This window comes from Gordonia sp. YY1, from assembly GCF_009872315.1.
In the GTDB taxonomy this organism is placed as follows: Bacteria; Actinomycetota; Actinomycetes; order Mycobacteriales; family Mycobacteriaceae; genus Gordonia; species Gordonia amicalis.
The window spans coordinates 1-21,823 of record NZ_WXYI01000002.1 but is presented as its reverse complement, the minus strand read 5'-3'; the positions used below and the strand labels follow the sequence as shown (position 1 = coordinate 21,823).

Below are 21,823 nucleotides of genomic sequence, written 5' to 3'. Positions count from 1 at the left end.
ATGAGTGCTGGTGACTGCACTGGCGCGCGACCTCTACAACTCGATAGCCACGGATCGGGATCCCGATCCGGGTTCCCACTACGTCCGACGCCGCTGGATCGTCGGCGTCTTCCTCGTCATCGGGGCCGTCATGCTCGGCGTCTCGATGCGCGTGGAGCCCGGCGACACCGCGTTCTACCCGCTGACGGCCGGAATGGCCGTGGTGTGGATCGCCGGGGCATTCACCTCCGGCAAACTGCGACTCGGTGCCTACAGCCCGACGGCGTCCCGGCCCCCTGATCGTCTCGGCGCCGTGGGACTGGGCGTCGTCGTCGGCCTCGCGGTCGGTGCCGCGTTCGTCGTCGGCGGTCTCATCGCCCGGATGATCCCCGGCGTCAGCGACCTGGCGAACCAGGTGCTCGCCTTCGCCGACTACGGCAGCCTCGCCGTCGTCACCGCGATCACCATGATCAACGGACTCGCCGAGGAGCTGTTCTTCCGCGGGGCGGTCTACTCGGCAGCCCGCCCCCACAACCCGGTGCTGGTGTCGACGGTCATCTACGTGCTCGTCACCATGGCGAGCGGCAATGTGATGCTCGGCTTCGCCGGTGCCGTCCTGGGCACCGTCTGCGCCATCCTCCGACGCAGCACCGCAGGTGTCCTCGCGCCCGCGATCACGCACGTCATCTGGGGCGCCGTCATGGTCCTCGCACTCCCGCCGGTCTTCGCCTGACGAGTCGACCCGCTGCGCGACCGGTGGACCTCGGCGTCGACGTGCAGACCTCGATCGACGTCTGCATGTCGAGGTGAGGTTCGCCGGTCGCGGCTCCGCAGTTTGGGCGTTCGGCGTCGACCCGCTAGATTCGTTCTCGCAAGTGCCGCCGCGGAGGCGGTGCACGCGCGTATAGCTCAGCGGTAGAGCTCTGGTCTTACACACCAGCGGTCAGGGGTTCGAATCCCTTTGCGCGCACCGAGATCTATAGCTCCAACCCGCGCTGAGCGCGGCTCGGAGCTATAGAACGGATCAGCCGATCGAGCCGAGAGCCTTGTCCCAGACGTCGTTCTCGCGCACCTCGCCCGGCCCGACCATGTCGGCGTAGACGATGACACCCTCGCGGTCGACGAGGAACGTGCCACGATTCGCGTAGCCGCGTTCCTCGTTGAACACGCCGTAGGCCTTCGCCACCTCACCGTGCGGCCAGAAGTCGGACAGCAGCGGGAACAAGAAGCCCTGCGCCGCCGACCACACCTTGTGCGTCGGCGAGGGTCCCACCGAGACCGTCACCGTGGTCACGTCGTCGTTCTCGAAACGCGGCTGCTGGTCGCGGATGTAGCCCAGCTCGCCCTGGCAGGTGCCGGTGAATGCGAGCGGGAAGAAGACCACGAGAACGTTGCGCTCGGCACGCAACGCGCTCAGGGACACGAGCTGGTTGTTCTGATCCCGCAGTTCGAAATCAGGTGCCCGATCACCGACGCTCAGCGGCGCGGTGGGCAGAGCATCGCTCATGCTTTCTTGCCCGAGCGTGCCTTGGGCTGGACGAGTCGGGCGGCCGACCAATCCCCCAGGCTGATCGCCGATGTCTGGGTGAGACCCGCAGTGGGGGCCGCCTCGGCGATCTCGCTCGGATCCACATATCCGGGTTTCCCGGTCTTGGGCGAGAACACCCACACGTATCCGTCTTCGGCCAGCGGTCCGATGGCGTCCATCAGCGCGTCGACGAGGTCTCCGTCGCCTTCACGCCACCAGAGGACCACGACGTCGACGACGTCGTCGGCATCCTCATCGACCATCTCGGCATCGATCGCGTCCTCGATGTCGGCCCGGAGCTCGTCGTCCGTGTCATCGTCCCAACCGACTTCCTGCACGACCAAGCCTGCCTTCAAGCCCAGTTTTTGGGCGTTGCTGCCCGTACCGTCTGTGGCGGCTACCACCGCGCGTGACCTCCTGAGGGTGATGGGACGTTGTTCTCGTCGCCGGTCTGTACGTCTCTTTTCGCCAACTCGCCTGTCAGCATAGGCAACAGCCTAGAGCCTCACATTGCAAGCCGACCGACGTCACTCGATTTCGGGCGTTTCTTTTCAGACGACGGTTGCACGATCGCACGAACCCCCGACACCGGGCGACGGCGCATCAGCGACCGGGACTCGTCGGAGCCGGGCCGGCGGGAACCGAGGTCCGGGGCGTGGCCGAGGAGGCCGCCGGGACGGGCGTGTATTCCCCGCAGACCTCGAGAAGGCGCGCCTTGTCGCGCGTCCACTGCCCCGACACCGGGTTGAGTTCGGTGCGCAGTTCCTTGCGGATCGCGTTCTCGAGACGCGTCGTCGCATCCAGGAACGTCCGCGCCGGCGACGCGATCTCCGGCGGTGAGGTGTCGGTGATCTTCGGCCGGATCTGGTCGGCACCCGCGATGAGGCTCGCCCGCGCCTTGTCGGCGAGGTCCCCGACCTCCGGATACGAATGCGTCGTGTTGAGCCGCTTGATGAAGGTGTTGTAGCCGCGCAGCATCACGACCATCGACGACATCGACTCCCGACAGAGTTCGACGCCCTCGGCACGTACCTGCGCAGCCGCCGAGGCCGACACCTCCGACCGGTAGACCGCCACCTCGCCGGGCGCCGGCACACCGGCACCTCCGACCGTGGACGTGCACGCCGACAGCATGATTCCCCCGAATGCCATGCCGATGGTCGCGCTCACCCGGACACCCCGATGTCCGCCGCGGCCGGGCCCGGCCTCCCCTGTGCCCAGCATCGCCATCCCCCTACTCATCGGTAACGCTGCAAGGACGCTACAGCACCTTCGCGATCGCGACAGCCTACACAGATCCAGCGGTGCCAAGCCCCCTCACATGGGGCACGATGAGGGGTGACACCGCACAACAAAAGGAGTTGCAGTGTCGTACGCCATGCAGTCGGACCACCACCCCGAGTCCGGCCTGTCAGAGGGAGTAGGCATCACCGTGACCGACCAGATGGACCAGGCGACGCAGGACACGATTCCCAGCGAGCACGCCGGCCAAGCCGACTCGAGCTCCAATGGACGTGCTGCCGGACGAAGCGGACACCGGGTCCGCGTCATCCGCGAAGGAGTCGCGTCCTATCTGCCCGACATCGACCCCGACGAGACCACCGAGTGGCTCGATTCGTTCGACGCCCTTCTCGACGCCGCGGGGCCCGGACGCGCCCGTTACCTGATGCTGCGGCTCCTCGAACGCGCCGGCGAGAAGCGGGTGTCGATCCCCGCGCTCACCTCCACCGACTACGTGAACACCATCCCCACCGAGGCAGAACCCTGGTTCCCCGGTGACGAGGAGGTCGAGCGCCGCTTCCGTCAGATGATCCGCTGGAACGCCGCGATCATGGTGCATCGCGCCCAGCGCCCGGGAGTCGGTGTGGGCGGCCACATCTCGACGTACGCGTCGTCGGCGTCGCTCTACGAGGTCGGCTTCAACCACTTCTTCCGCGGCAAGAACCACTCCGGCGGCGGCGACCACATCTTCATCCAGGGCCACGCCTCCCCCGGCATCTATGCACGCGCCTACCTCGAGGGCCGCATCGACGAGGCCCGCATGGACGGCTTCCGCCAGGAACACAGCCACGCGGGTGAGGGCGGCGGTCTGCCGTCGTATCCGCACCCGCGCCTGATGCCGGACTTCTGGGAGTTCCCGACCGTCTCGATGGGTCTCGGCCCGATGAACGCGATCTACCAGGCGCGCTTCAACCACTACCTGCACGACCGCGGCATCAAGGACACCTCCGACCAGCATGTGTGGGCGTTCCTCGGCGATGGCGAGATGGACGAGCCGGAATCGCGCGGCTTCGCCAGCTTCGCGGCCACCGAGGGTCTCGACAATCTGACCTTCGTCGTCAACTGCAATCTGCAGCGACTCGACGGCCCGGTGCGCGGCAACGGCAAGATCATCCAGGAGCTGGAGTCGTTCTTCCGCGGCGCCGGCTGGAACGTCATCAAGGTCATCTGGGGCCGCGAGTGGGATGCGTTGCTGCACGCCGACCGTGACGGCGCGCTGGTCAACCTGATGAACACCACGCCCGACGGCGACTACCAGACCTACAAGGCCAACGACGGCGCCTTCGTCCGCGAACACTTCTTCAACCGCGACCCGCGGACCAAGGAGCTCGTCAAGGACCTCTCCGACGCCGAGATCTGGAACCTCAAGCGCGGCGGCCACGACTACCGAAAGATCCACGCCGCCTACGCCTCGGCGATGACGCACAAGGGCCAGCCGACGGTCATCCTGGCCCACACGATCAAGGGCTACACGCTCGGCAAGCACTTCGAGGGACGCAATGCGACCCACCAGATGAAGAAGCTGACGCTCGACGACCTCAAGGCGTTCCGCGACAGCACGCGCATCCCGATCAGCGACGAGCAGCTCGAGAAGGATCCGTATCTGCCGCCGTACTACCATCCCGGCGAGGATTCTCCGGAGCTCCAGTACATGCTGGACCGCCGCAAGACCCTCGGCGGGTTCCTGCCGAGCCGTCGCACGAAGTCCAAGGTGCTCAAGGCCGACACCTCCTCGGCCCTCAAGGCCACCGCGAAGGGTTCGGGCAAGCAGCAGGTCGCGACCACCATGGCGCTGGTCCGTGTCTTCAAGGAACTGTTGCGCGACAAGGAAATCGGCAAGCGCATCGTGCCGATCATCCCCGACGAGGCCCGCACCTTCGGCATGGACTCGTGGTTCCCGACCCTGAAGATCTACAACCGTAACGGCCAGCTGTACACCTCGGTCGACGCCGAACTGATGCTCGCCTACAAGGAGAGCTCCGAGGGGCAGATCCTGCACGAAGGCATCAACGAGGCCGGTTCGACGGCCAGCTTCGCCGCGGTCGGCACGTCGTACGCCACCCACGACGAACCGATGATCCCGCTGTACATCTTCTATTCGATGTTCGGTTTCCAGCGCACCGGCGACAGCTTCTGGGCGGCCGGCGACCAGATGGCGCGCGGTTTCATCATCGGCGCCACCGCGGGCCGCACGACGCTCACCGGTGAGGGCCTGCAGCACGCCGACGGCCACTCGCCGTTGCTCGCCGCGACCAACCCGGCCGTGATCGCCTACGACCCCGCGTTCGCCTACGAACTCGGCCACATCGTGGACGACGGTCTCACGCGCATGTACGGCGAGGACCCGGAGAACGTCTTCTACTACATCACCGTCTACAACGAGCCGATCAGCCAGCCGGCGAAGCCGGAGGGCCTCGACGCCACGGGCATCGTCAAGGGCGGATATCTGTTCCAGAAGGCTCCCGAGAACAAGAAGTACCCGGCCAACATCCTGGTCTCCGGCGTCACGATGCCCGACGCGCTGCGTGCGTCCGAACTGCTCGCCGAGGAGTGGAACGTCGGCGCGAACGTCTACTCGGTGACATCGTGGAGTGAGCTGGCCCGCGACGGCATCCGCGCCGACCGGGAGGCACTGCGCGATCCCGGCACCGAGCCCGCGCCCGCCTACCTGACCGAACTGATGGCCGACGCGGCCGGACCGTTCGTCGGCGTCAGCGACTACATGCGCGGCGTCCAGGAGCAGGTCCGTGCGTACCTGCCCGGTACGTACCTGACGCTCGGCACCGACGGGTTCGGCTTCTCCGACACCCGCCCGGCCGCGCGGCGTTTCTTCAACGTCGACGCCGAGTCGATCGTGGTCGCGGTCCTCGTCGCGCTCGCCCGCGACGGCCACCTCGACATGTCGGTGGCCAAGCAGGCCGCGGACAAGTACAAGATCGACGACGTGGCCGCCGCTCCCGAGCAGACCAGCGATCCGGGCGTGGCCTGACCCGGAAACCGGGCCGCCGCCGTTCGAGGGGAACCGGCGATCCCGGCATGGCCTGAACAGGGACTAGATTGAGGTCGTGTCCGACGCGCGAGTGAATCAGCCCACAACACCGCCGGCTGACGTGTTCGGTGCGCGGGGTGCCCATGTGCCGGCCCCCGCCACCGTGCACGACGCGCTGCCCGACACGCTGCTCCGGCGGGTCAAGCAGTACAGCGGCCGCCTCGCCACCGAGGCGGTCCACTCGATGCAGGACCAGCTGCCCTATTTCGGCGACCTCGACGCCGCGCAGCGCGCGAGTGTGCAGCTGGTCGTGCAGACCGCGGTCGTGAACTTCGTCGAGTGGATCCAGGATCCCGAGGGCAACGTGAAGTTCACGGTCCAAGCGTTCCAGGTGGTACCGCAGGACCTCGCCCGCCGCATCACCCTGCTGCAGACCGTCGAGATGGTCCGCGTGGCGATGGAGTTCTTCGAGAAGTGGCTGCCGCTGCTCGCCCGGAACGACGCCCAGCTCCGTGCACTCACCGAGTCGGTCCTGCGCTACGGACGGGAGATCGGTTTCGCCGCAGCGGCGATCTACGCCTCGGCCGCCGAGTCGCGTGGCGCCTGGGACTCCCGACTCGAGGCCCTGGTCGTCGACGCGGTGGTTCGCGGCGACACCGGACCGCAGCTCCTCTCTCGGGCGGCCGCCCTGAATTGGGATTCGGACGCCCCGGCGACGGTGATCGTGGGCACTCCGCCGCCCGAACAGAACGTCTCGGTGCCACTGGCCATCCACAACACGGCACGGCAGTTCGACCGGTCGGCGCTGTCGGTGGTCCAGGGCTCGGTGCTGGTCGCGATCGTGAGCGGACCGGCACGGCCGACGGAGAAGTTCGTCTCGGCTCTCCTCACGCACTTCGCCGACGGCCCGGTGGTCATCGGGCCGACCATGCCGAACCTCGGCAGCGCCCACACCAGTGCCGCCGAGGCGATGGCCGCGATCGAGGCGGTGGTGGGCTGGCCGAGTGCACCGCGACCGGTCCACAGTCTCGAACTGTTACCCGAACGTGCACTCAAGGGTGACGAGTCAGCGGTGACCGCTCTGGTCGAATCGGTGGTCCGTCCGCTGTCGGCGGGAGGCTCCACTCTGACGACGACGCTCGAGGCCTATCTCGACTCCGGCGGATCGGTCGAATCCTGCGCGCGCGTTCTGTACATACATCCAAATACGGTCCGGTACCGGCTGAAGAAGATTGCGGAAATCACACGGCGCGACCCGACGAACCCCCGCGACGCGTATGTACTACGGATCGCGACGACCGTCGGTCGTTTGACACACTTACGGCACAAAACGGAGTCTTCTGCCCCATAGGCCACACGAGTAACATGTCCGATTCGCCATTTATGCTGATAGGAGCCTTAAGAACACGTTTCGGTAACGAATCTCAGCCTGATGACGAAGCAGGTGGCACTTCGGTGAAGTTTGTGGGAACCCTACAAAACCCTGCGACAAGGTTCATGCTTCTCTACACCCACATAGGGCGGGGAAAGGGTGTTCTCTGGTCACGTGCTTTCGTTGCTTGCTCCCGGCCAGGGTTCCCAGACACCCGGCATGCTCACGCCGTGGCTCGACCTGCCCGGTACCCGTGATCAGATCGCCACGTGGTCCAAGCTCACTCAACTGGACTTGGAACGACTCGGTACCACCGCCACCGCGGAAGAGATCACCGACACCGCGGTGACCCAGCCGCTGGTCGTGGTCGCCGCCCTGCTCGCCTTCGACGAGGCCCGCAAGAACGGCGAGCTGCCCGCGGACGCGGTCGTCGCCGGCCACTCGGTCGGCGAGCTCGCCGCCGCCGCCATCACCGGTGTGATCTCGGCCGACGAGGCCGTCACCCTCGCCGCGATCCGCGGTGCCGAGATGGCCAAGGCCTGCGCTCTCGTACCGACCACCATGGCCGCCGTTCTCGGTGGCGACGAAGCCGCCGTGCTCGCCCGCCTCGAGGAACTCGAACTCGTCCCGGCCAACCGCAACGCGGTCGGCCAGATCGTCGCGGCCGGAGCCGTCGACAAGATCGACGAGCTCATCGCGTCCCCGCCGGAGAAGGCCCGTATCCGCAAGCTCGCGGTCGCCGGCGCCTTCCACACCCACTTCATGGCTCCGGCGCAGGACGCCGTCGCCGCGGCGGCCGCGAAGATCACCCCGTCCGACCCGAATCGCACGTTGCTGTCGAACTCCGACGGGCAGCCTGTAACGAATGGCTCCGAAGCACTGACAAAACTGGTGGGCCAGGTGACCAGGCCGGTCCGCTGGGATCTCTGCTCGGCGTACCTGCGTGAGAACTCGGCCACCGCCGTCGTGGAACTGCCGCCGGCGGGCACGCTCGTGGGGATCGCCAAGCGCGAGCTGAAGGGCACCCCATCGCTGGCGCTCAAGGAGCCCGGCGACATCGCGAAGATCACTGAACTTGGATAGCGGTCGCGGTTAGTCCGCGACCCCCGGAAGATCGGCCCCGACGCCGATCTGTCCAAGCGCGCGGACTCTCTCGGGTCCGTCCTGCGCTCCGGAAACTCATCTACCCGATACACGGAAAGGGAACCACACAGTGGCTGCCACCCAGGAACAACTCATTGCCGGCATCGCCGAGATCATCGAGGAAGTCACCGGCATCGAGCCGTCCGAGGTGACCCTCGAGAAGTCGTTCGTCGACGACCTCGACATCGATTCGCTGTCCATGGTCGAGATCGCCGTCCAGACCGAGGACAAGTACGGCGTGAAGATCCCCGACGAGGACCTGGCCGGTCTGCGCACCGTCGGCGACGCCGTCTCGTACATCCAGAAGCTCGAGAGCGAGAACCCCGAGGCTGCGGCTGCCATCAAGGCTCAGGTCGAGGCAGACCAGAACTGATGAGCTCCCCCTCCCTCCGCGACTACTCGACGCTGGGTGGGAACTTCCCGAGCGTGGTCGTCACCTCCATGGTGGCGACCACCTCGCTCGGCGAAGATCTCGACTCGACGTGGAAAGCACTGCTGGCGGGTGAGTCGGGCATCCGCGTCCTGACCGACGACTTCATCACCAGGTACAACCTGCCGGTTCGTATCGGCGGTCGTCTGCTGAAGGATCCGACCGACGAGGTCACCCGAGTCGAGGCCCGCCGGATGGCCTATGTCGAGCGCATCGCCCACGTGCTGAGCAAGCGTCTCTGGACGCAGGCCGGCGAACCCGAGGTCGACCCCGACCGTCTCGCCGTGGTCGTCGGCACCGGTCAGGGTGGCGGCGACGCGATGGTCGACGCCGTCAAGGCCATGGAAAGCACGGGCAACTACCGCAAGGTGTCCCCGCTCGCCGTGTCGATGGCCATGCCCAACGGTCCGGCCGCCGTCGTCGGTCTGAACGTCGGCGCCCGCGCAGGCGTCATCACCCCGGTCTCGGCGTGCTCGTCGGGGGCCGAGGCGATCGCACACGCGTGGCGCCACATCGTCATGGGTGACGCCGACATGGTCGTCACCGGTGGCGTCGAGGGACGCATCGACGCGGTGCCGATCGCGGCATTCTCGATGATGCGTGCCATGAGCACCCGCAACGAGGACCCCGCAGCCGCCTCTCGTCCGTTCGACAAGGACCGCGACGGCTTCGTCTTCGGCGAAGGTGCCGCGATGCTCATCCTCGAACGCGAGGAGCACGCTCGGGCCCGCGGTGCGCACATCCACGCGCGTCTCCTCGGCTCCGGCATCACCTCCGACGGATTCCACCTGGTGGCCCCGGATCCCAGCGGTCAGGGCAATGCCCGCGCGATGACTCGCGCCCTGCAGACCGCCGGTCTCCAGAAGTCCGACATCACCCACATCAACGCGCATGCGACGTCGACCCCGATCGGCGACACCGCCGAGTCCGCGGGCATCATCGCCGCCATCGGTCAGCATGCCGCGGTGTACGCACCGAAGTCCGCTCTCGGACACTCGATCGGTGCCGTCGGTGCTCTCGAGTCGGTCCTCACCATCAAGAGCGTCGAGGAAGGCGTCATCCCGCCGACCCTCAACCTCGAGAACCAAGACCCGGAATGCGACATCGACGTCGTCCACGGTGAGCCGCGCTACGGACAGATCGACTACGCGATCAACAACTCGTTCGGTTTCGGTGGGCACAACGTGGCGCTCGCCTTCGGTCACTACTGAGTCCTCGGCCTCCTCGCCGATCTCGGCAGCGCCCGAGACGAACCACGCCCGACACCCCTGGAGGAGACTGCGATGACGACCTTGGCTCCCATGCCCGGCCGCGAAGAAGCCGCCGATCCCCGCGACCCCCTGTTGCGGCTGACGAACTTCTTCGACGAAGGCACCATGTCGTTGCTGCACCCTCGCGACAAGTCCGGTGTCCAGGCCGCGGTCGGCCTGGTCAACGGCGTTCGCACGGTCTCCTACTGCACCGATGGCACCGTCATGGGCGGTGCCATGGGTGTCGTCGGATGTGCTCACATCGTCAACGCCATCGACACCGCCATCTCCGAGCAGGCGCCGGTCATCGGTATCTGGCACTCGGGTGGCGCACGCCTCGCCGAGGGGGTCGAGGCGTTGCACGCGGTGGGTCAGGTCTTCGAGGCCATGGTCCGGGCCTCCGGGTACATCCCGCAGATCTCGGTGGTCGTCGGCTTCGCGGCCGGCGGCGCGGCGTACGGACCCGCCCTCACCGACATCGTGATCATGGCTCCGGCCGGTCGCGTCTTCGTCACCGGACCCGATGTCGTCCGCAGCGTCACCGGCGAGGACGTCGACATGGAGTCGCTCGGCGGTCCCACCACACACGGCAAGAAGTCCGGTGTCTGCCACATCGTGGCCGATTCCGAGCCCGACGCCCTGTGGCGCGCACGCCGTCTCGTCTCGACCTTCACCCAGCAGGGCCACTTCAACCGTGAGCTGGCCGCCGCCGGCGACACCGACCTCAAGGCCCTGCTGCCCGAATCCGCCCGTCGCGCCTATGACGTCCACCCGGTCGTCGAGAAGCTGCTCGACACGGCGCTGGCCGCCGACGGCGAGACCGAGATCTCGAGTTTCGAAGAGTTGCAGGCGAAGTGGGCGCCGAACATCGTCGTCGGATTCGGTCGGCTGTCGGGCCGCAGCGTCGGCGTCATCGCCAACAACCCGCTGCGCATGGGTGGGTGTCTGAACTCGGAGAGCGCCGAGAAGGCCTCCCGGTTCGTCCGCCTCTGCGACGCCTTCGGTATCCCCCTCATCGTCCTCACCGATGTCCCCGGTTACCTGCCGGGTGTCGGCCAGGAATGGAACGGTGTCGTCCGCCGCGGCGCGAAGCTGCTCCACGCCTTCGCCGAGTGCTCGGTTCCCCGCGTCACGCTCGTGACCCGAAAGATCTACGGCGGCGCCTACATCGCGATGAACTCGCGTGCGCTCGGTGCCACCGCGGTGTTCGCCTGGCCCGGTTCCGAGGTCGCCGTCATGGGTGCCAAGGCCGCCGTGGGCATCCTGCACAAGAAGGCACTCGCCGCCGCACCCGACGATGAGCGTGACGCCCTCCACGATCGCCTGGCCGCCGAGCACGAGGCCATCGCCGGTGGCGTGGGACGGGCCCAGTCGATCGGCGTCGTGGACGAGATCATCGACCCGGCCCGCACGCGCAGCATCATCGCCGAGGCACTCGCGGCTGCACCCGCCCGACGCGGTCGGCACAAGAACATCCCGCTGTGACCGCCTGACGGACCCACACGTCGACAGACATACGAAGAACGCCACCGGTTCTCACCGGTGGCGTTTCTCGTGTGTCCCTGAGATCGCGGGATGTACTCACCGCGCTCCCTGGGAAGTTCACGCTCCCTGAGTAGCCCCAGAGCTTGCGGAGGGCGCTCCTCAGCCGACCCGCTGCTGCAGCCAGGTGACCTCGGCCCCGGCACCGCCCATGCGGTACTGCTCGAGGGCGTCGTCCCAGGCCGTGCCGAGGGCGGCTTCGAGTTCGCCGGCGAGTCCGGCACGGTCGGGCTGCGATTCGATCAGCGAGCGCAGTTGGTTCTCGCCGACGATGACGTCGCCGTTGGCGCTGGTCGATCCGCGCCAGAGCCCGAGACCCGGCACGTAGCTGTAGCGTTCGCCGTCGACACCCTCGCTCGGGTTCTCGGTGACCTCGAACCGCAGCGCCGACCACTCGCGCAGAGCGGTCACCAAACGTGCCGCTGTCCCGACCGGCCCCGCCCAGTCGACAGTCGCACGCTGCATACCCGGCTCGGCGTCCTGTGCCGACCATTTCAGGTTCGCGCGTGCATTCAGGGTCGACGACAGAGCCCACTCCACATGCGGGCACAGCGCCACCGGCGCCGAGTGGATGTAGACCACTCCCGTTGTCATGTCCGCAAACTGGTTCAGATTGCGCACCTTTTCACCTCCGTTGTCGACGAGGAACGTCTTCCCCAACACACCTCGCGACTCCGGATATCACACTCGTGGGATTTATTGTGCCTCAAGATGCACGTGTTGCGCTAGTTTCTCGTGCGAGAAAACTTCATTTCTGTGACGAAAGTTCACTGACGACTCGATCGTTGAACTCACTCCACAACGGCTTCGCCCACGGTCCGAACGACCGGTCGGTGAGGACGACGCAGGCGGCCTGCAGGTCGGGGTCGACCCAGAGAAAAGTCCCAGCCTGGCCGAAGTGCCCGAAAGTCCGCGGCGAGTTGCCCGCCCCGGTCCAGTGCGGAGACTTCTTCGACCGGATCTCGAAGCCCAGGCCCCAGTCGTTGGGACGATGCCTCCCGTATCCCGGCACGAACCCGTCGAGTCCCGGGAACTGCACCGATGTCGCATCGGCGAGCGTCTCGGGGGCGAGGATCTGCGGTGCGAGGAGCTCCTGCGCGAAACGGGCCAGATCTGCGGTGCTGGATCGTGCACCGTGGCCGGCCGGTCCGTGGAGCTCGGTCGATTCGAGTCCGAGAGGCGCGCTGACGGCGTCGGCGAGGTACTCCGGAAACGCGATGCCCGCCGCCTGTTCGACGGTCTCGGCCAGGATCTCGAACCCCGCACTCGAATAGATGCGCTTCTCCGCGACCCCCGCCTCGATGTCCCGCGAGTCGAAGGCGAGTCCCGATGCGTGGGCCAGGAGATGCGCGACAGTGGCACCGGGCGGACCGGCGGGGTCGTCGAGTTCGACGGCCCCCTCCTCGACGGCCACCAGAACCGCCTCCGCGACGAGGAGTTTGGTGACCGAGGCGAGCTCATAGTCGCGAGCGGGGTCGCCGAATTCCTCGGCGACCCCGTCACGGGTGATGATCGCCGCCGACACATTGTCGACGGGCCATTCCGTCAGAGATTCAAGGACCGACACATCGGGTCACGTTACCCGTGGACGCGTGCCGGCCGGTGGGCACAGGGCTCACCAATCCTCTTCGGTGTAGCGGATGACACCGCGAATGTTGCGGCCTTCCAGCATGTCCTGGTAGCCCTCGTTGATCTGGTCCAGGCGGTACTGGCGGGTGATCATGTCGGCGATGTTGAGCTTGCCGATCTTGTACATCGAGAGCAGCTGCGGGATGTCGAGCTTGGGATTGGCGCCGCCGAAGATGGAGCCCTGCAGGTTCTTCTGCAGCAGCGTCAGCATGGCGAGGTTCAGGGTCACGTCGCTCTCGAGCATGTTGCCCATACCGGTCAGCACACAGGTGCCGCCCTTGCCGGTGATCCCCATCCACAGATCGACATCCTTGCCGTGGACCTCACCGACGGTGACGATCACCTTCTGGCACATACCGCCGTGGGTGGTCTCCGCGATGGCCATGGCGGCCTCTTCGACCGATGCGAATGCCGCGGTGGCCCCGAACTTCAACGCCTGCTCACGCTTCCACTCCACCGGATCGATGGCGAACACGTTGCGGGCACCCGAGATGACCGCCCCCTGCAGGGCTGCCGTACCGACGCCGCCGACGCCCACGATGGCCACGTCCTCGCCGGGGCGGACGTCACCGCTGCGGGTCGACGAGCCGTAGCCGGTGGGGACGCCGCAGCCGCACAGAGCGGCGACCTCGAACGGGATGTCCTTGTCGATCTTCACCGCCGACGCCTCGTGCACCACCATATAGGGCGCGAAGGTGCCCAGCAAGGTCATCGGGTAGACGTTCTCGCCGGCTGCCGTCTGGATGCGGAAGGTGTTGTCCGACACGGCTTCGCCCTGCAGCAGCATGGCGCCGAAGTCGCACAGGTTGGCCATGCCCGACTGGCACGACGGACACTTGCCACACGACGGGATGAACGACAGCACGACGTGGTCGCCGACCTCGAAATCGGTGACACCCTCGCCGACCTCGGCGACGACGCCGGCACCCTCGTGCCCACCCAGGATCGGGAAACCCGCCATGGGGATGCCACCGGTCACCAGATGGTGATCGGAGTGGCACATGCCTGCTGCTTCCATCTTGATCTTGATCTCGTGCGCCTTGGGGTCACCGATCTCGATCTCCTCGATCGCCCACGGCTTGTTGTTCTCGCGCAGCAGCGCACCTTTGGTCTTCACTGATCTCCTCCGTTCGACCCGGCAACGTCTCGCCCCGGGAGGTCTACCCGCGTCGTTGCCGACGCTTGTGACTGTAGTCACTCAACCACAAAATTGGAACGTGTCCTAGTCCGTGTTCCATCGACTCCCTACGCCGTTCGACGGACCGTCGAGACGCTGGAAACACGGCGACCTGGGCGCTTGGGAACACGCGCCCAGGTCGGAGTGTGTGCGCCGATCAGCGCGGGCCCGGACGGGCCGAAGAAACGATCGAAGCGGTCAGTTCGCCAGACCGGCGTCCTTGGACCCGTAGGTCTGACGCAGGGTCGGCTTGACGACCTTGCCACCGGCGTTGCGCGGCAGTTCCTCGACGATGACCAGGTCCTTGGGGTGCTTGAAGCGGGCCAGGTTCTCGTTCAGGTACGGCTCGAGGTCGGCGAGGGTCAGATCCTCGACGCCTGCGGCGGGGACGACGACCGCGACCGGCACCTCGCCCCACTTCTCGTGCGCGCGACCGATGATCGCCGCCTCGCTGATGCTCGGGTGACCGAACAGCACGTTTTCGACCTCGGCGCAGTAGATGTTCTCGCCACCCGAGATGATCATGTCCTTGGCGCGGTCGACGACGTAGAGGAACCCCTCCTCATCCTGACGCACGAGGTCGCCGGAGTGGAACCAGCCACCGGCGAAGGCGTCGGCGGTCCCCTGCTCGTTCTGCCAGTAGCCCTTCATCATGTTGGGTCCGCGGTAGACGATCTCGCCGACCTCACCCTGGGCGACGTCGTTGCCCTCCGGGTCGATGACGCGGGCGGTCACCGCGGGCACGACCTTGCCGATCGAGCCGATCTTGCGCAGGGCGTCCTTGCCTTCGAGTACGCAGGTGATCGGCGACATCTCGGTCTGACCGAAGACCGCGACGTTCAGCGCGTCCGGGAAGGTCTCGTTCATCGCGCGCAGCACGGTGTCCGAGGCCGGGGCCGCGCCCCAGCTGATCACGCGCAGCTTCAGGTCGCGCGGCTTGGCCTGCTGGGCGGCGCACACGGCCTGCCACTGAGCCGGCACCAGGAAGATCGAGGTGGTGCCCTCTCGCTCGATGGTGTCGAGCATGTCGTTCGGGTCGAACGCTCCGAGTGGGTGGATGACCGACAGTGCCCCCATGTAGAACAGCGGCGTCATGGCACCAAGCCCGGCGATGTGGAACATCGGCGCGACGCACGAGCCGATGTCGTCGGACCGGGTGTGCAGCGCCTGCATGCAGGTGGCTGCCTGCGCCTGCAGGTTGGTGTGGGTGAGCATGGCGCCCTTGGGCTTTCCGGTGGTGCCCGAGGTGTACATGATCAGCGCGACGGTCTCTTCGGGGACGTCGATCTCCGGCAGATCCGAGGAGTCCTCGGCGACGAGCGCCTCGTAATCGAGGTGGTTGTCCTTGTCGGATCCCCCCACGACGACGATGTGGTCGATCGCATTGGTCGAGGCCGCGACGGCATCGACGAGCGGGGCGAGCAGGGTGTCGGTGACGACGACCTTGGCGCCGCTGTCGTTGACCAGGAAGGCGATCTCGGCGGGGCTCATGCGGATGTTCACCGGCACCGGGATGGCGCCGATCAGGTTGGCACCCAACGTCGCTTCGACATACTCGGTGCGGTTGAGCAGGACGATGAGGATCCGGTCACCGAACCCGACGCCGCGACGGGTCAGCGCCGCGGCGAAGGCGCGGGTCCGTTCGTCGAGCTCCTTCCAGGTGGTGACCTTCCCGAGGAACTTCAGGGCCGGGCCGTCGGGGTTCATGAAGGCGTGGCGCTTGACCTGGTTGATCCAGTGGTTGCGGCGCGAGCGCAGCGGTTCGGTGGCGAGGTCGGTGACGGTGTCGACGGTCGCGGTCATACGATCGGTCTCCTTGTTGTCTTTCATCGTGTCGAGCGATGGGTGAAAACGTGTGTGGTGGTGAGTGTTCGGCGTGGGCCGAGGTTCACTTCTGGGCGCCCGCGAAGGCGGCGATGGCGGCCTGGAACTCCGGCGACTGCAGCAGTTCGGTCTGGCCTTCGAGTTCCCGCTCGATGGCCGCTTCGAAGCCGGACATCGTGTGTGCGTCGAGGGCCGACTTCGTCAGGCGCAGCGCGGAGCGGCTCTTGCCGGCCAGCTTCGCGGCGACCTTGTCGACAGCTTCGTCGAGTGCGGCGCGATCGTCGTAGACCCCGTTGATCAGGCCCGCGGCGAGAGCCTCCGGCGCGCGGAGCTTCTCACCGAGGAGGGCGAGCTCATTGGCGCGGACCCGGCCCACGGCCGAGGTGAACAGCATCGACGCGCCACCGTCGGGCATCAGACCGATGTTGATGAAGGCGAGCAGGAAGTACGACCGCTGGGTCGTGTAGATGAGGTCGGCGGCCAGAGCCAGCGAGGCGCCGATTCCCGCGGCCGGTCCGTCGACGGAGGCGATGACCGGGACCTGGACCGACCGCACCGCGCGCACGAGCTCGGAACCGGCGGAGATGATCCCGCGGGCCTGGTCGGGGTCGAGCCCCGACGACCCGTTGGCGGTCGACTGCGAGTTGATGGAGACGACATCGGCCCCGGCGCTGAAGCTTCCGCCCGCACCGTCGATCACGATGACCCGGACGTCGTCACTCGACGACCACTGCTCCATCGCAGCCCTGATGCCGAGGTTCGCCTCGGTGTCGAGAGCGTTCATCTTCCCCGGACGGAAATCGTCAGCCGCGCAACCCCGCGGTCGTCGACCGAGGTCACGATTGCGCTCTGGCTGGTCTCGTCGCTCACTGTTCTCCCCACTGGTGACCGGACAAATAGACACAGGTGATCCCATCTGTGCCATCGCCTAGATTTTTACCACAGTGCGACGCAGATCACGAGAATCTTGGTTAACTTATTCTCGCGTTCCAACGATTCTTCCTGGTGTTTTTGGTCGAGGCACCGGAATGTGTCTCGTGAACGTCGTATCCGGCTAGAGTGGGTCGCCATGACCGTGCGCCCGGGGACGCCGCCTTCCGAGACGTCCCAGACCGATGCTCCGGGCACCCGACGCCGCCGCCCCGCCGACCGGAGACGACTCATCGTCGACGCGTCGGCCAAGGCATTCAGTGACGGCGGCTATCACGCGGTCCGTCTCGAGGACATCGCCGACGCGGTCGGGATCTCCGCGCCCGCGCTGTACAGGCACTTCCCGAACAAGTACGCACTGTTCGCCGAGACGACCGCCGTACTCGCGCAGTCGCTGCGGTCCGCACTCGACGCGGTGGAGACCGGTGGCGACGACGAGCTGCGCTCCCTTCTCGTGGCGATCACGGCCGCCTCGTTCGAGAACCGTCGCAAGGGTGGCCTCTACCGGTGGGAGTCCCGGTATCTCGAGCCGGACGATCGCGCCATCGTCCGGGATGTCGTCGTCCATCAGCACCGGCGCGTCCGAGCGGCTGCGCGACGTCTTCGTCCCGGGCTCGGTGATGCTGACGCGAATCTGATCGCCGCCGCGATGACCAGCGTCGCCGCCAGTCCGACCACCCACCGCGCCTCGCTGCCCGCACGCGAGGTCACCAGCCTCATTCCCGACGCCGCGATGAGCCTCCTCGACGTCGACCTCCCCGATCCGGTGGAACCGGTGGCCTCCGGCGTTCACGGCCTCGCGCCGGCCGCGAAACGCGAGATCATCCTGACCGAGGCGATCAACCTCTTCGCGGCCCGCGGATTCCGCGACGTGACCATCGAAGACATCGCCCATGCCGCCGACCTACCGGCATCCGGCGTGTACCGCCACTTCCCGAGCAAGGTCGCCATCCTCGAGGCCGCGTTCTGGCGGGCGACCGATCGCGTCACCAGCGCCATCTCCGACGCCCTGGCCAACTCGACGACACCACGCGAGGCAATCGTCGGCATGGTTCACAGATACGTCCGGTTGACTTGCAGCACAACCGATCTGATCAGCGTCTACGAGACCGAGATCGGCCACGCCACCCCGGAGGCGCGGAACGCGCTCCGCAACCAGCAGCGCATCACCGTGGAAGAGTGGGCGACCTGGGTGAGCCGCGAACGCGAAAACCTCTCGATCACCCACGCCCGCTTCCTGGTGCACGCCGCGCTCAACGTCGTCACCGACCTGACGCGATTGAGACCACAACCCTCCCCTGAGCGCATCGAGGCGCTGTCGACGCGAATTCTGTTGGGCGAGAATGACTGAGTCGAAGCCCCGCTCTTGAGCCGACACCTAGCGACGCGAGGCGTCGCGTCGAAACCCCGTTCGCCACCCCCTGCCGGTTGAGCCGACACCGAGCGACGCGAGGCGTCGCGTCGAAACCCCGTTCGCCACCCCCTGCCGGTTGAGCCGACACCGAGCGACGCGAGGCGTCGCGTCGAAACCATCCCTACAGCACCGCGAAGTCGTCCATCAGCCAGCGATCGTCGTTCTGGACCAACGTCACCTTCACCCGCGACTGGTACGGGAATCCCTCGGGGAACTGTTTCGCGGTCTGCGGCGACTTGACGGTCTGGTCGAGAGTGACGAGCACGACGGCCTTTCCCTCGTCGAGGGACATGATGCCGGCGTTGTCGGCTTTCGCGGTCGACACCGCTTCTGCCTCGGTGGAGCCGCGTCGGGCGTCCTGCGAGGACTGGATGTAGGTCTGGGTGAACGCGGGGGTCGAGATCTCCCGGATTCGACGGTCGAGGTCGGAATAGTCGGCCGAGTTGTAGGTCGTGATCTCGGTGGCGTACTTGCGGGCGGTGTCGAGGATCGTCGTGTCGATCGTACTGACCGCGGTGTCGGCCCGGCGGTCGGCGTCGACGTAGGCGACGGCCAGGACCGCGGTCGACGCCGTGAGCACCACGGCGACGGCCGTCAACGCGACGACCGCCCACGTCTTCTTGCCGAGACGGGTCGCCCAGCCCGTCCAGCGATTGTTCTTGCCGGTGGCGGCTTTCCGGTCGAGCTTGCGGGGTGTGCGGTCCTCAGCGGACTCCCCCGTGGCCCCTGCTTCCGTGCTGTCCGGCTCGGTCTCGCCCTCGACGACGGCGTCGTCTCCTTCCCCACGACGCCCCGCCTTGCGTGCGGCCTTTGCCGCCCTGGCCTCCGCCTCGGCCCGGAACTTCTCCCGGTTCGTGCGGTTGGCCTGCAGGAACTGCTCGCCGTCGAGCGGGGTCACGCCATCTTCGACGTCGGTCGTCGCCGGGGTGGCGTCGGGTGCGTCGGAGGTCTGACGAGGCTTCGGCATGGGTTCAATGTAGCGATGCCGCGTCGGGCACTGTGTCCCGCGTCATATGACCGGCAGATCTCCGAGGCTGCCGAGGTCCAGTGACACCCACTGCTCAGGGTCGAGGTACAGCTTGGTCTGCGGGCCGTGCTCCTTCTCCGCCATCTCGATGTACGGTTCGACGGCCTGAGGCGGGAGGTACCGAGAGGCCATCTCGCGCAGGTCGTCTCGGGTTCCGGCGACCATGTCGACGGCGTTGCCGGACACCGATACGTACTTCAGGCGCGGCGACACCTCGTCGACCATGAGGGTGAACCTCCCCGCTGACCGGATGAGATTCAGCTTCCGCGACTCGGTGCCGGTGAGCACCCACGGTCTTCCGCCGGGTGTGTAGTGGTACCAGATCGGCACCGTCAGCGGCGCCCTCCCCGGTTCGGCTTCCACAGACAGCGCCGCGACATGCGGTTCTGCCAGAAACGCTTCTCGTTCGCTCTTGGTGAGTGCCATGTCCCGACGGTAAACCCGACCTCCGACACTCGTGCCGGATTCGCGCGGCACCGTTTCCGGCCGGTCTGCAGATGTCGCGGAACGTGACGTCGACGGTCACGATCCGCGACATCTACGTCGGACTACTTCCAGGGAGCGAGGACCTCGGCTGCACGTTCGGCGAGCACCTTCTGGAACAGCGGCCCGAAGCTCACGCGTCCGACGCCGAGCGCGGCGAGTGCCGCCTTGTTGTTCTTGGTCGGGTGCCCGATGGCGTTGACCGGAAGCGGCAGTTCGTCGGCAAGCCGCTTCTGCGTGGCGTCGTCGTGGAAGCCGACCGGATAGAGCGCGTCGGCTCCGGCCTCCGCGCAGAGCTTCATCCGCGCGATGGCGCGGTCGACGCGGTCGGATTCGTCGCCGACCTGCTTGAGGAACAGGTCGGTGCGGGCGTTGATGACGACGTGGACGTCGGTGGCGTCCGACGCGGCGCGCAGAGCACCCACGAAGTCGGCGTGCTCCTGGGCCTCGCGAAGTCGGCCGTCCTCGCTGTGCACGGTGTCCTCGATGTTGAGGCCGACGGCCCCGGCGTCGATGAGGCCGTCGATCAGCGTCTTGGGGTCCTCGCCGTAGCCGGATTCGATGTCGACGGAGATCGGGACGTCGACCGCTGCGGTGATCTGTTTGATCCGAGTCGTCAGCTCGTAGAAGGTGATTCCCTCGTTGTCGGGTTTGCCGATCGAATCGGACACCGGGTGGCTGCCGACGGTGAATGCGGTGAACCCGGCGGACACCGCCAGGTTCGCCGACCATGCGTCCCACACGGTCGGCAGGATCACCGGGTCCCCGGGCTTGTGGAGTTGGAGTAGAGTCGCGGCCTTGTCGGCTAGTTCCGTCATGACCCCTACAACTACCCCGCTCGCAGCAGACATTCCGGGGCTTGGCGAAAAACTACTTCCGCCAGAACAAATGGTGGGTGACTCCGCTGGGACTCGGGATCACCTCGTGCTCGAAGCGGTCCGCCAGGTCCTCCGGCGACTCCCACAGGCGCAGACCCTTTCCGTACGTGACAGGCGCGACCGAGACGTGCAGCGTGTCGATGAGGTCGGCGTCGAGGAACTCCCGCACCGTGCTCACGCCACCGCCGATCCGGACGTCTTTGCCGTCGGCTGCCGCTTTCGCCGTCTCGGCTGCCTCCGCCGGTGTGGCATCGAGGAAATGGAAAGTGGTCTCACCCAGGGTGAACGACGGTCGGAGGTGGTGAGTCAGGACGAACACCGGGGTGTGGAACGGCGGTTCGTCGCCCCACCACCCCTGCCAGTCGTGGTCGGTCCACGGGCCGCGCTGATGCCCGAACTTGTTGCGGCCCATGATCTCCGCGCCGATGTTGTGGGTGAAGTCCCGGGTGAAGTAGTCGTCGAGCCCGCGCGCGCCGCCGGGATCGGTGCGGTTGGGCCAGCTGGCAGTGGCTCCGGCCCACGACATCAGTTCCCAGGGCTCGACGGTGTCACCGAAGGGCCTCTCGAAGGTCTGATTCTCACCTGCACCGATCCCGTCCTGCGAGACCGCGAAATTCTGCACTCTGAGTAGCTGCGGCATGTTTGTCGTTTCCTGTCGTCGTCCGGCATGAGCAATCTATGCAGGACAGACTCACCACCGCAGCGGAACTCATCGGTGGGACGGCAGGTCGGTCCAGCCCCGGCAAATCCACCGCTTTTCGACATTTCCACCCCGACGCCGGAATTTCTCAACCTGTCTGAGACAGGGGCTGGTTGGTTGTTCTTCTGTGGTTGATCCCGACGGTGGTCGGGATTTCCGGGGCCCGGGGTGGGCGCCGGAAGCGTTGCGGGTGGGCCAGGTATTTGCGGTTGAGCAGTGTTTGGCGGTGCTGCCGCTGCTGGGTGGC

General features: G+C 66.7%; 19 protein-coding genes, 1 tRNA gene and 1 pseudogene. 9 read left to right on the top strand and 12 right to left on the bottom strand.

Going from position 1 to position 21,823, the window contains the following annotated elements:
• Positions 1-4: 4 nt before the first annotated feature.
• Both BPODLACK_RS03305 and BPODLACK_RS03300 read left to right on the top strand, forming a co-directional pair.
• Positions 5-712, top strand: a complete 708-nt coding sequence (locus BPODLACK_RS03305) for a CPBP family intramembrane glutamic endopeptidase (RefSeq protein WP_006434911.1) — start codon at positions 5-7, stop codon at positions 710-712.
• Between the two features lie 165 nt (positions 713-877).
• A tRNA-Val gene (locus BPODLACK_RS03300) sits at positions 878-949 on the top strand.
• Positions 950-1,003: 54 nt separating this feature from the next.
• Here the strand turns inward: BPODLACK_RS03300 and BPODLACK_RS03295 are convergent.
• The 3 genes from BPODLACK_RS03295 to BPODLACK_RS03285 all read right to left on the bottom strand — a co-directional run bounded on the left by BPODLACK_RS03295 (position 1,004) and on the right by BPODLACK_RS03285 (position 2,731).
• The gene (locus tag BPODLACK_RS03295; protein WP_006434910.1) at positions 1,004-1,486 is read right to left on the bottom strand and encodes a peroxiredoxin; all 483 of its coding nucleotides are present in this window, start codon (positions 1,484-1,486) and stop codon (positions 1,004-1,006) included.
• Positions 1,483-1,911 carry a DUF3052 domain-containing protein gene (locus BPODLACK_RS03290; RefSeq protein ID WP_006434909.1) on the bottom strand — a complete coding sequence of 143 codons (429 nt, stop codon included), beginning with the start codon at positions 1,909-1,911 and terminating at the stop codon, positions 1,483-1,485. Before BPODLACK_RS03290 ends, BPODLACK_RS03295 begins: the two co-directional genes overlap by 4 nt.
• Before the next feature lie 199 nt (positions 1,912-2,110).
• Entirely contained in the window at positions 2,111-2,731 is a 621-nt protein-coding gene (locus BPODLACK_RS03285) for a hypothetical protein (RefSeq protein WP_024500435.1), read from the bottom strand.
• 142 nt (positions 2,732-2,873) lie between these two features.
• Between BPODLACK_RS03285 and aceE the strand changes: the two genes are divergently transcribed.
• From aceE to BPODLACK_RS03255, 6 genes are all read left to right on the top strand, one after another.
• Positions 2,874-5,777: a pyruvate dehydrogenase (acetyl-transferring), homodimeric type gene (gene aceE, locus BPODLACK_RS03280; protein ID WP_024500436.1), complete on the top strand. Its 2,904-nt coding sequence runs from the start codon at positions 2,874-2,876 to the stop codon at positions 5,775-5,777.
• Positions 5,778-5,853: 76 nt separating this feature from the next.
• A complete protein-coding gene (locus tag BPODLACK_RS03275; protein ID WP_006434906.1) occupies positions 5,854-7,128 on the top strand; it encodes a PucR family transcriptional regulator in 1,275 nt (424 codons plus the stop codon).
• A gap of 195 nt (positions 7,129-7,323) precedes the next feature.
• Positions 7,324-8,232: an ACP S-malonyltransferase gene (locus tag BPODLACK_RS03270; RefSeq protein WP_006434905.1), complete on the top strand. Its 909-nt coding sequence runs from the start codon at positions 7,324-7,326 to the stop codon at positions 8,230-8,232.
• A gap of 130 nt (positions 8,233-8,362) precedes the next feature.
• Positions 8,363-8,665 carry a meromycolate extension acyl carrier protein AcpM gene (gene acpM / locus BPODLACK_RS03265; RefSeq protein WP_006434904.1) on the top strand — a complete coding sequence of 101 codons (303 nt, stop codon included), beginning with the start codon at positions 8,363-8,365 and terminating at the stop codon, positions 8,663-8,665.
• Positions 8,665-9,933 carry a KasA/KasB family beta-ketoacyl-ACP synthase gene (locus BPODLACK_RS03260; RefSeq protein ID WP_006434903.1) on the top strand — a complete coding sequence of 423 codons (1,269 nt, stop codon included), beginning with the start codon at positions 8,665-8,667 and terminating at the stop codon, positions 9,931-9,933. Before acpM ends, BPODLACK_RS03260 begins: the two co-directional genes overlap by 1 nt.
• A 72-nt stretch (positions 9,934-10,005) precedes the next feature.
• Positions 10,006-11,457, top strand: coding sequence for an acyl-CoA carboxylase subunit beta (locus BPODLACK_RS03255; protein ID WP_006434902.1), 1,452 nt, complete (start codon positions 10,006-10,008; stop codon positions 11,455-11,457).
• A 159-nt stretch (positions 11,458-11,616) separates the two neighbouring features.
• Here the strand turns inward: BPODLACK_RS03255 and BPODLACK_RS03250 are convergent, their stop codons facing one another.
• From BPODLACK_RS03250 to BPODLACK_RS03230, 5 genes and pseudogenes are all read right to left on the bottom strand, one after another.
• Positions 11,617-12,135, bottom strand: coding sequence for a DUF3145 domain-containing protein (locus tag BPODLACK_RS03250; protein ID WP_006434901.1), 519 nt, complete (start codon positions 12,133-12,135; stop codon positions 11,617-11,619).
• 127 nt (positions 12,136-12,262) lie between these two features.
• Entirely contained in the window at positions 12,263-13,081 is an 819-nt protein-coding gene (locus BPODLACK_RS03245; protein WP_006434900.1) for a serine hydrolase domain-containing protein, read from the bottom strand.
• Positions 13,082-13,129: 48 nt separating this feature from the next.
• Positions 13,130-14,260 carry an NDMA-dependent alcohol dehydrogenase gene (locus tag BPODLACK_RS03240; protein WP_024500437.1) on the bottom strand — a complete coding sequence of 377 codons (1,131 nt, stop codon included), beginning with the start codon at positions 14,258-14,260 and terminating at the stop codon, positions 13,130-13,132.
• Positions 14,261-14,518: 258 nt separating this feature from the next.
• A complete protein-coding gene (gene fadD5, locus BPODLACK_RS03235) occupies positions 14,519-16,123 on the bottom strand; it encodes a fatty-acid--CoA ligase FadD5 (protein WP_159404716.1) in 1,605 nt (534 codons plus the stop codon).
• An 85-nt stretch (positions 16,124-16,208) separates the two neighbouring features.
• Positions 16,209-17,014: pseudogene (locus BPODLACK_RS03230) on the bottom strand (enoyl-CoA hydratase-related protein).
• 199 nt (positions 17,015-17,213) lie between these two features.
• On the opposite strand from BPODLACK_RS03230, the gene BPODLACK_RS03225 reads away from it, so the two are divergent.
• A complete protein-coding gene (locus tag BPODLACK_RS03225; protein WP_159404715.1) occupies positions 17,214-18,425 on the top strand; it encodes a TetR/AcrR family transcriptional regulator in 1,212 nt (403 codons plus the stop codon).
• Positions 18,426-18,609: 184 nt separating this feature from the next.
• Here BPODLACK_RS03225 and BPODLACK_RS03220 read toward each other — a convergent pair whose 3' ends face one another.
• The 4 genes from BPODLACK_RS03220 to BPODLACK_RS03205 all read right to left on the bottom strand — a co-directional run bounded on the left by BPODLACK_RS03220 (position 18,610) and on the right by BPODLACK_RS03205 (position 21,516).
• Positions 18,610-19,455 carry a hypothetical protein gene (locus BPODLACK_RS03220; protein WP_159404714.1) on the bottom strand — a complete coding sequence of 282 codons (846 nt, stop codon included), beginning with the start codon at positions 19,453-19,455 and terminating at the stop codon, positions 18,610-18,612.
• 42 nt (positions 19,456-19,497) lie between these two features.
• A complete protein-coding gene (locus BPODLACK_RS03215) occupies positions 19,498-19,941 on the bottom strand; it encodes a pyridoxamine 5'-phosphate oxidase family protein (protein WP_159404713.1) in 444 nt (147 codons plus the stop codon).
• Positions 19,942-20,063: 122 nt separating this feature from the next.
• Positions 20,064-20,816 (bottom strand): isocitrate lyase/PEP mutase family protein, encoded by a 753-nt coding sequence (locus BPODLACK_RS03210; RefSeq protein ID WP_159404712.1) that lies wholly within the window; start codon positions 20,814-20,816, stop codon positions 20,064-20,066.
• Between the two features lie 52 nt (positions 20,817-20,868).
• A complete protein-coding gene (locus tag BPODLACK_RS03205; protein ID WP_159404711.1) occupies positions 20,869-21,516 on the bottom strand; it encodes a dihydrofolate reductase family protein in 648 nt (215 codons plus the stop codon).
• Between the last annotated feature and the right edge of the window lie 307 nt (positions 21,517-21,823).

Coding starts and splice junctions, on each gene's coding strand:
- BPODLACK_RS03210 (WP_159404712.1), bottom strand. CDS start 20,816: ATGACGGAACTAGCCGACAAGGCCGCGACTCTACTCCAACTCCACAAG.
- BPODLACK_RS03260 (WP_006434903.1), top strand. CDS start 8,665: ATGAGCTCCCCCTCCCTCCGCGACTACTCGACGCTGGGTGGGAACTTC.
- BPODLACK_RS03205 (WP_159404711.1), bottom strand. CDS start 21,516: ATGCCGCAGCTACTCAGAGTGCAGAATTTCGCGGTCTCGCAGGACGGG.
- BPODLACK_RS03285 (WP_024500435.1), bottom strand. CDS start 2,731: ATGCTGGGCACAGGGGAGGCCGGGCCCGGCCGCGGCGGACATCGGGGT.
- BPODLACK_RS03220 (WP_159404714.1), bottom strand. CDS start 19,455: ATGCCGAAGCCTCGTCAGACCTCCGACGCACCCGACGCCACCCCGGCG.
- BPODLACK_RS03215 (WP_159404713.1), bottom strand. CDS start 19,941: ATGGCACTCACCAAGAGCGAACGAGAAGCGTTTCTGGCAGAACCGCAT.
- BPODLACK_RS03225 (WP_159404715.1), top strand. CDS start 17,214: ATGACCGTGCGCCCGGGGACGCCGCCTTCCGAGACGTCCCAGACCGAT.
- BPODLACK_RS03255 (WP_006434902.1), top strand. CDS start 10,006: ATGACGACCTTGGCTCCCATGCCCGGCCGCGAAGAAGCCGCCGATCCC.
- BPODLACK_RS03295 (WP_006434910.1), bottom strand. CDS start 1,486: ATGAGCGATGCTCTGCCCACCGCGCCGCTGAGCGTCGGTGATCGGGCA.
- fadD5 (WP_159404716.1), bottom strand. CDS start 16,123: ATGACCGCGACCGTCGACACCGTCACCGACCTCGCCACCGAACCGCTG.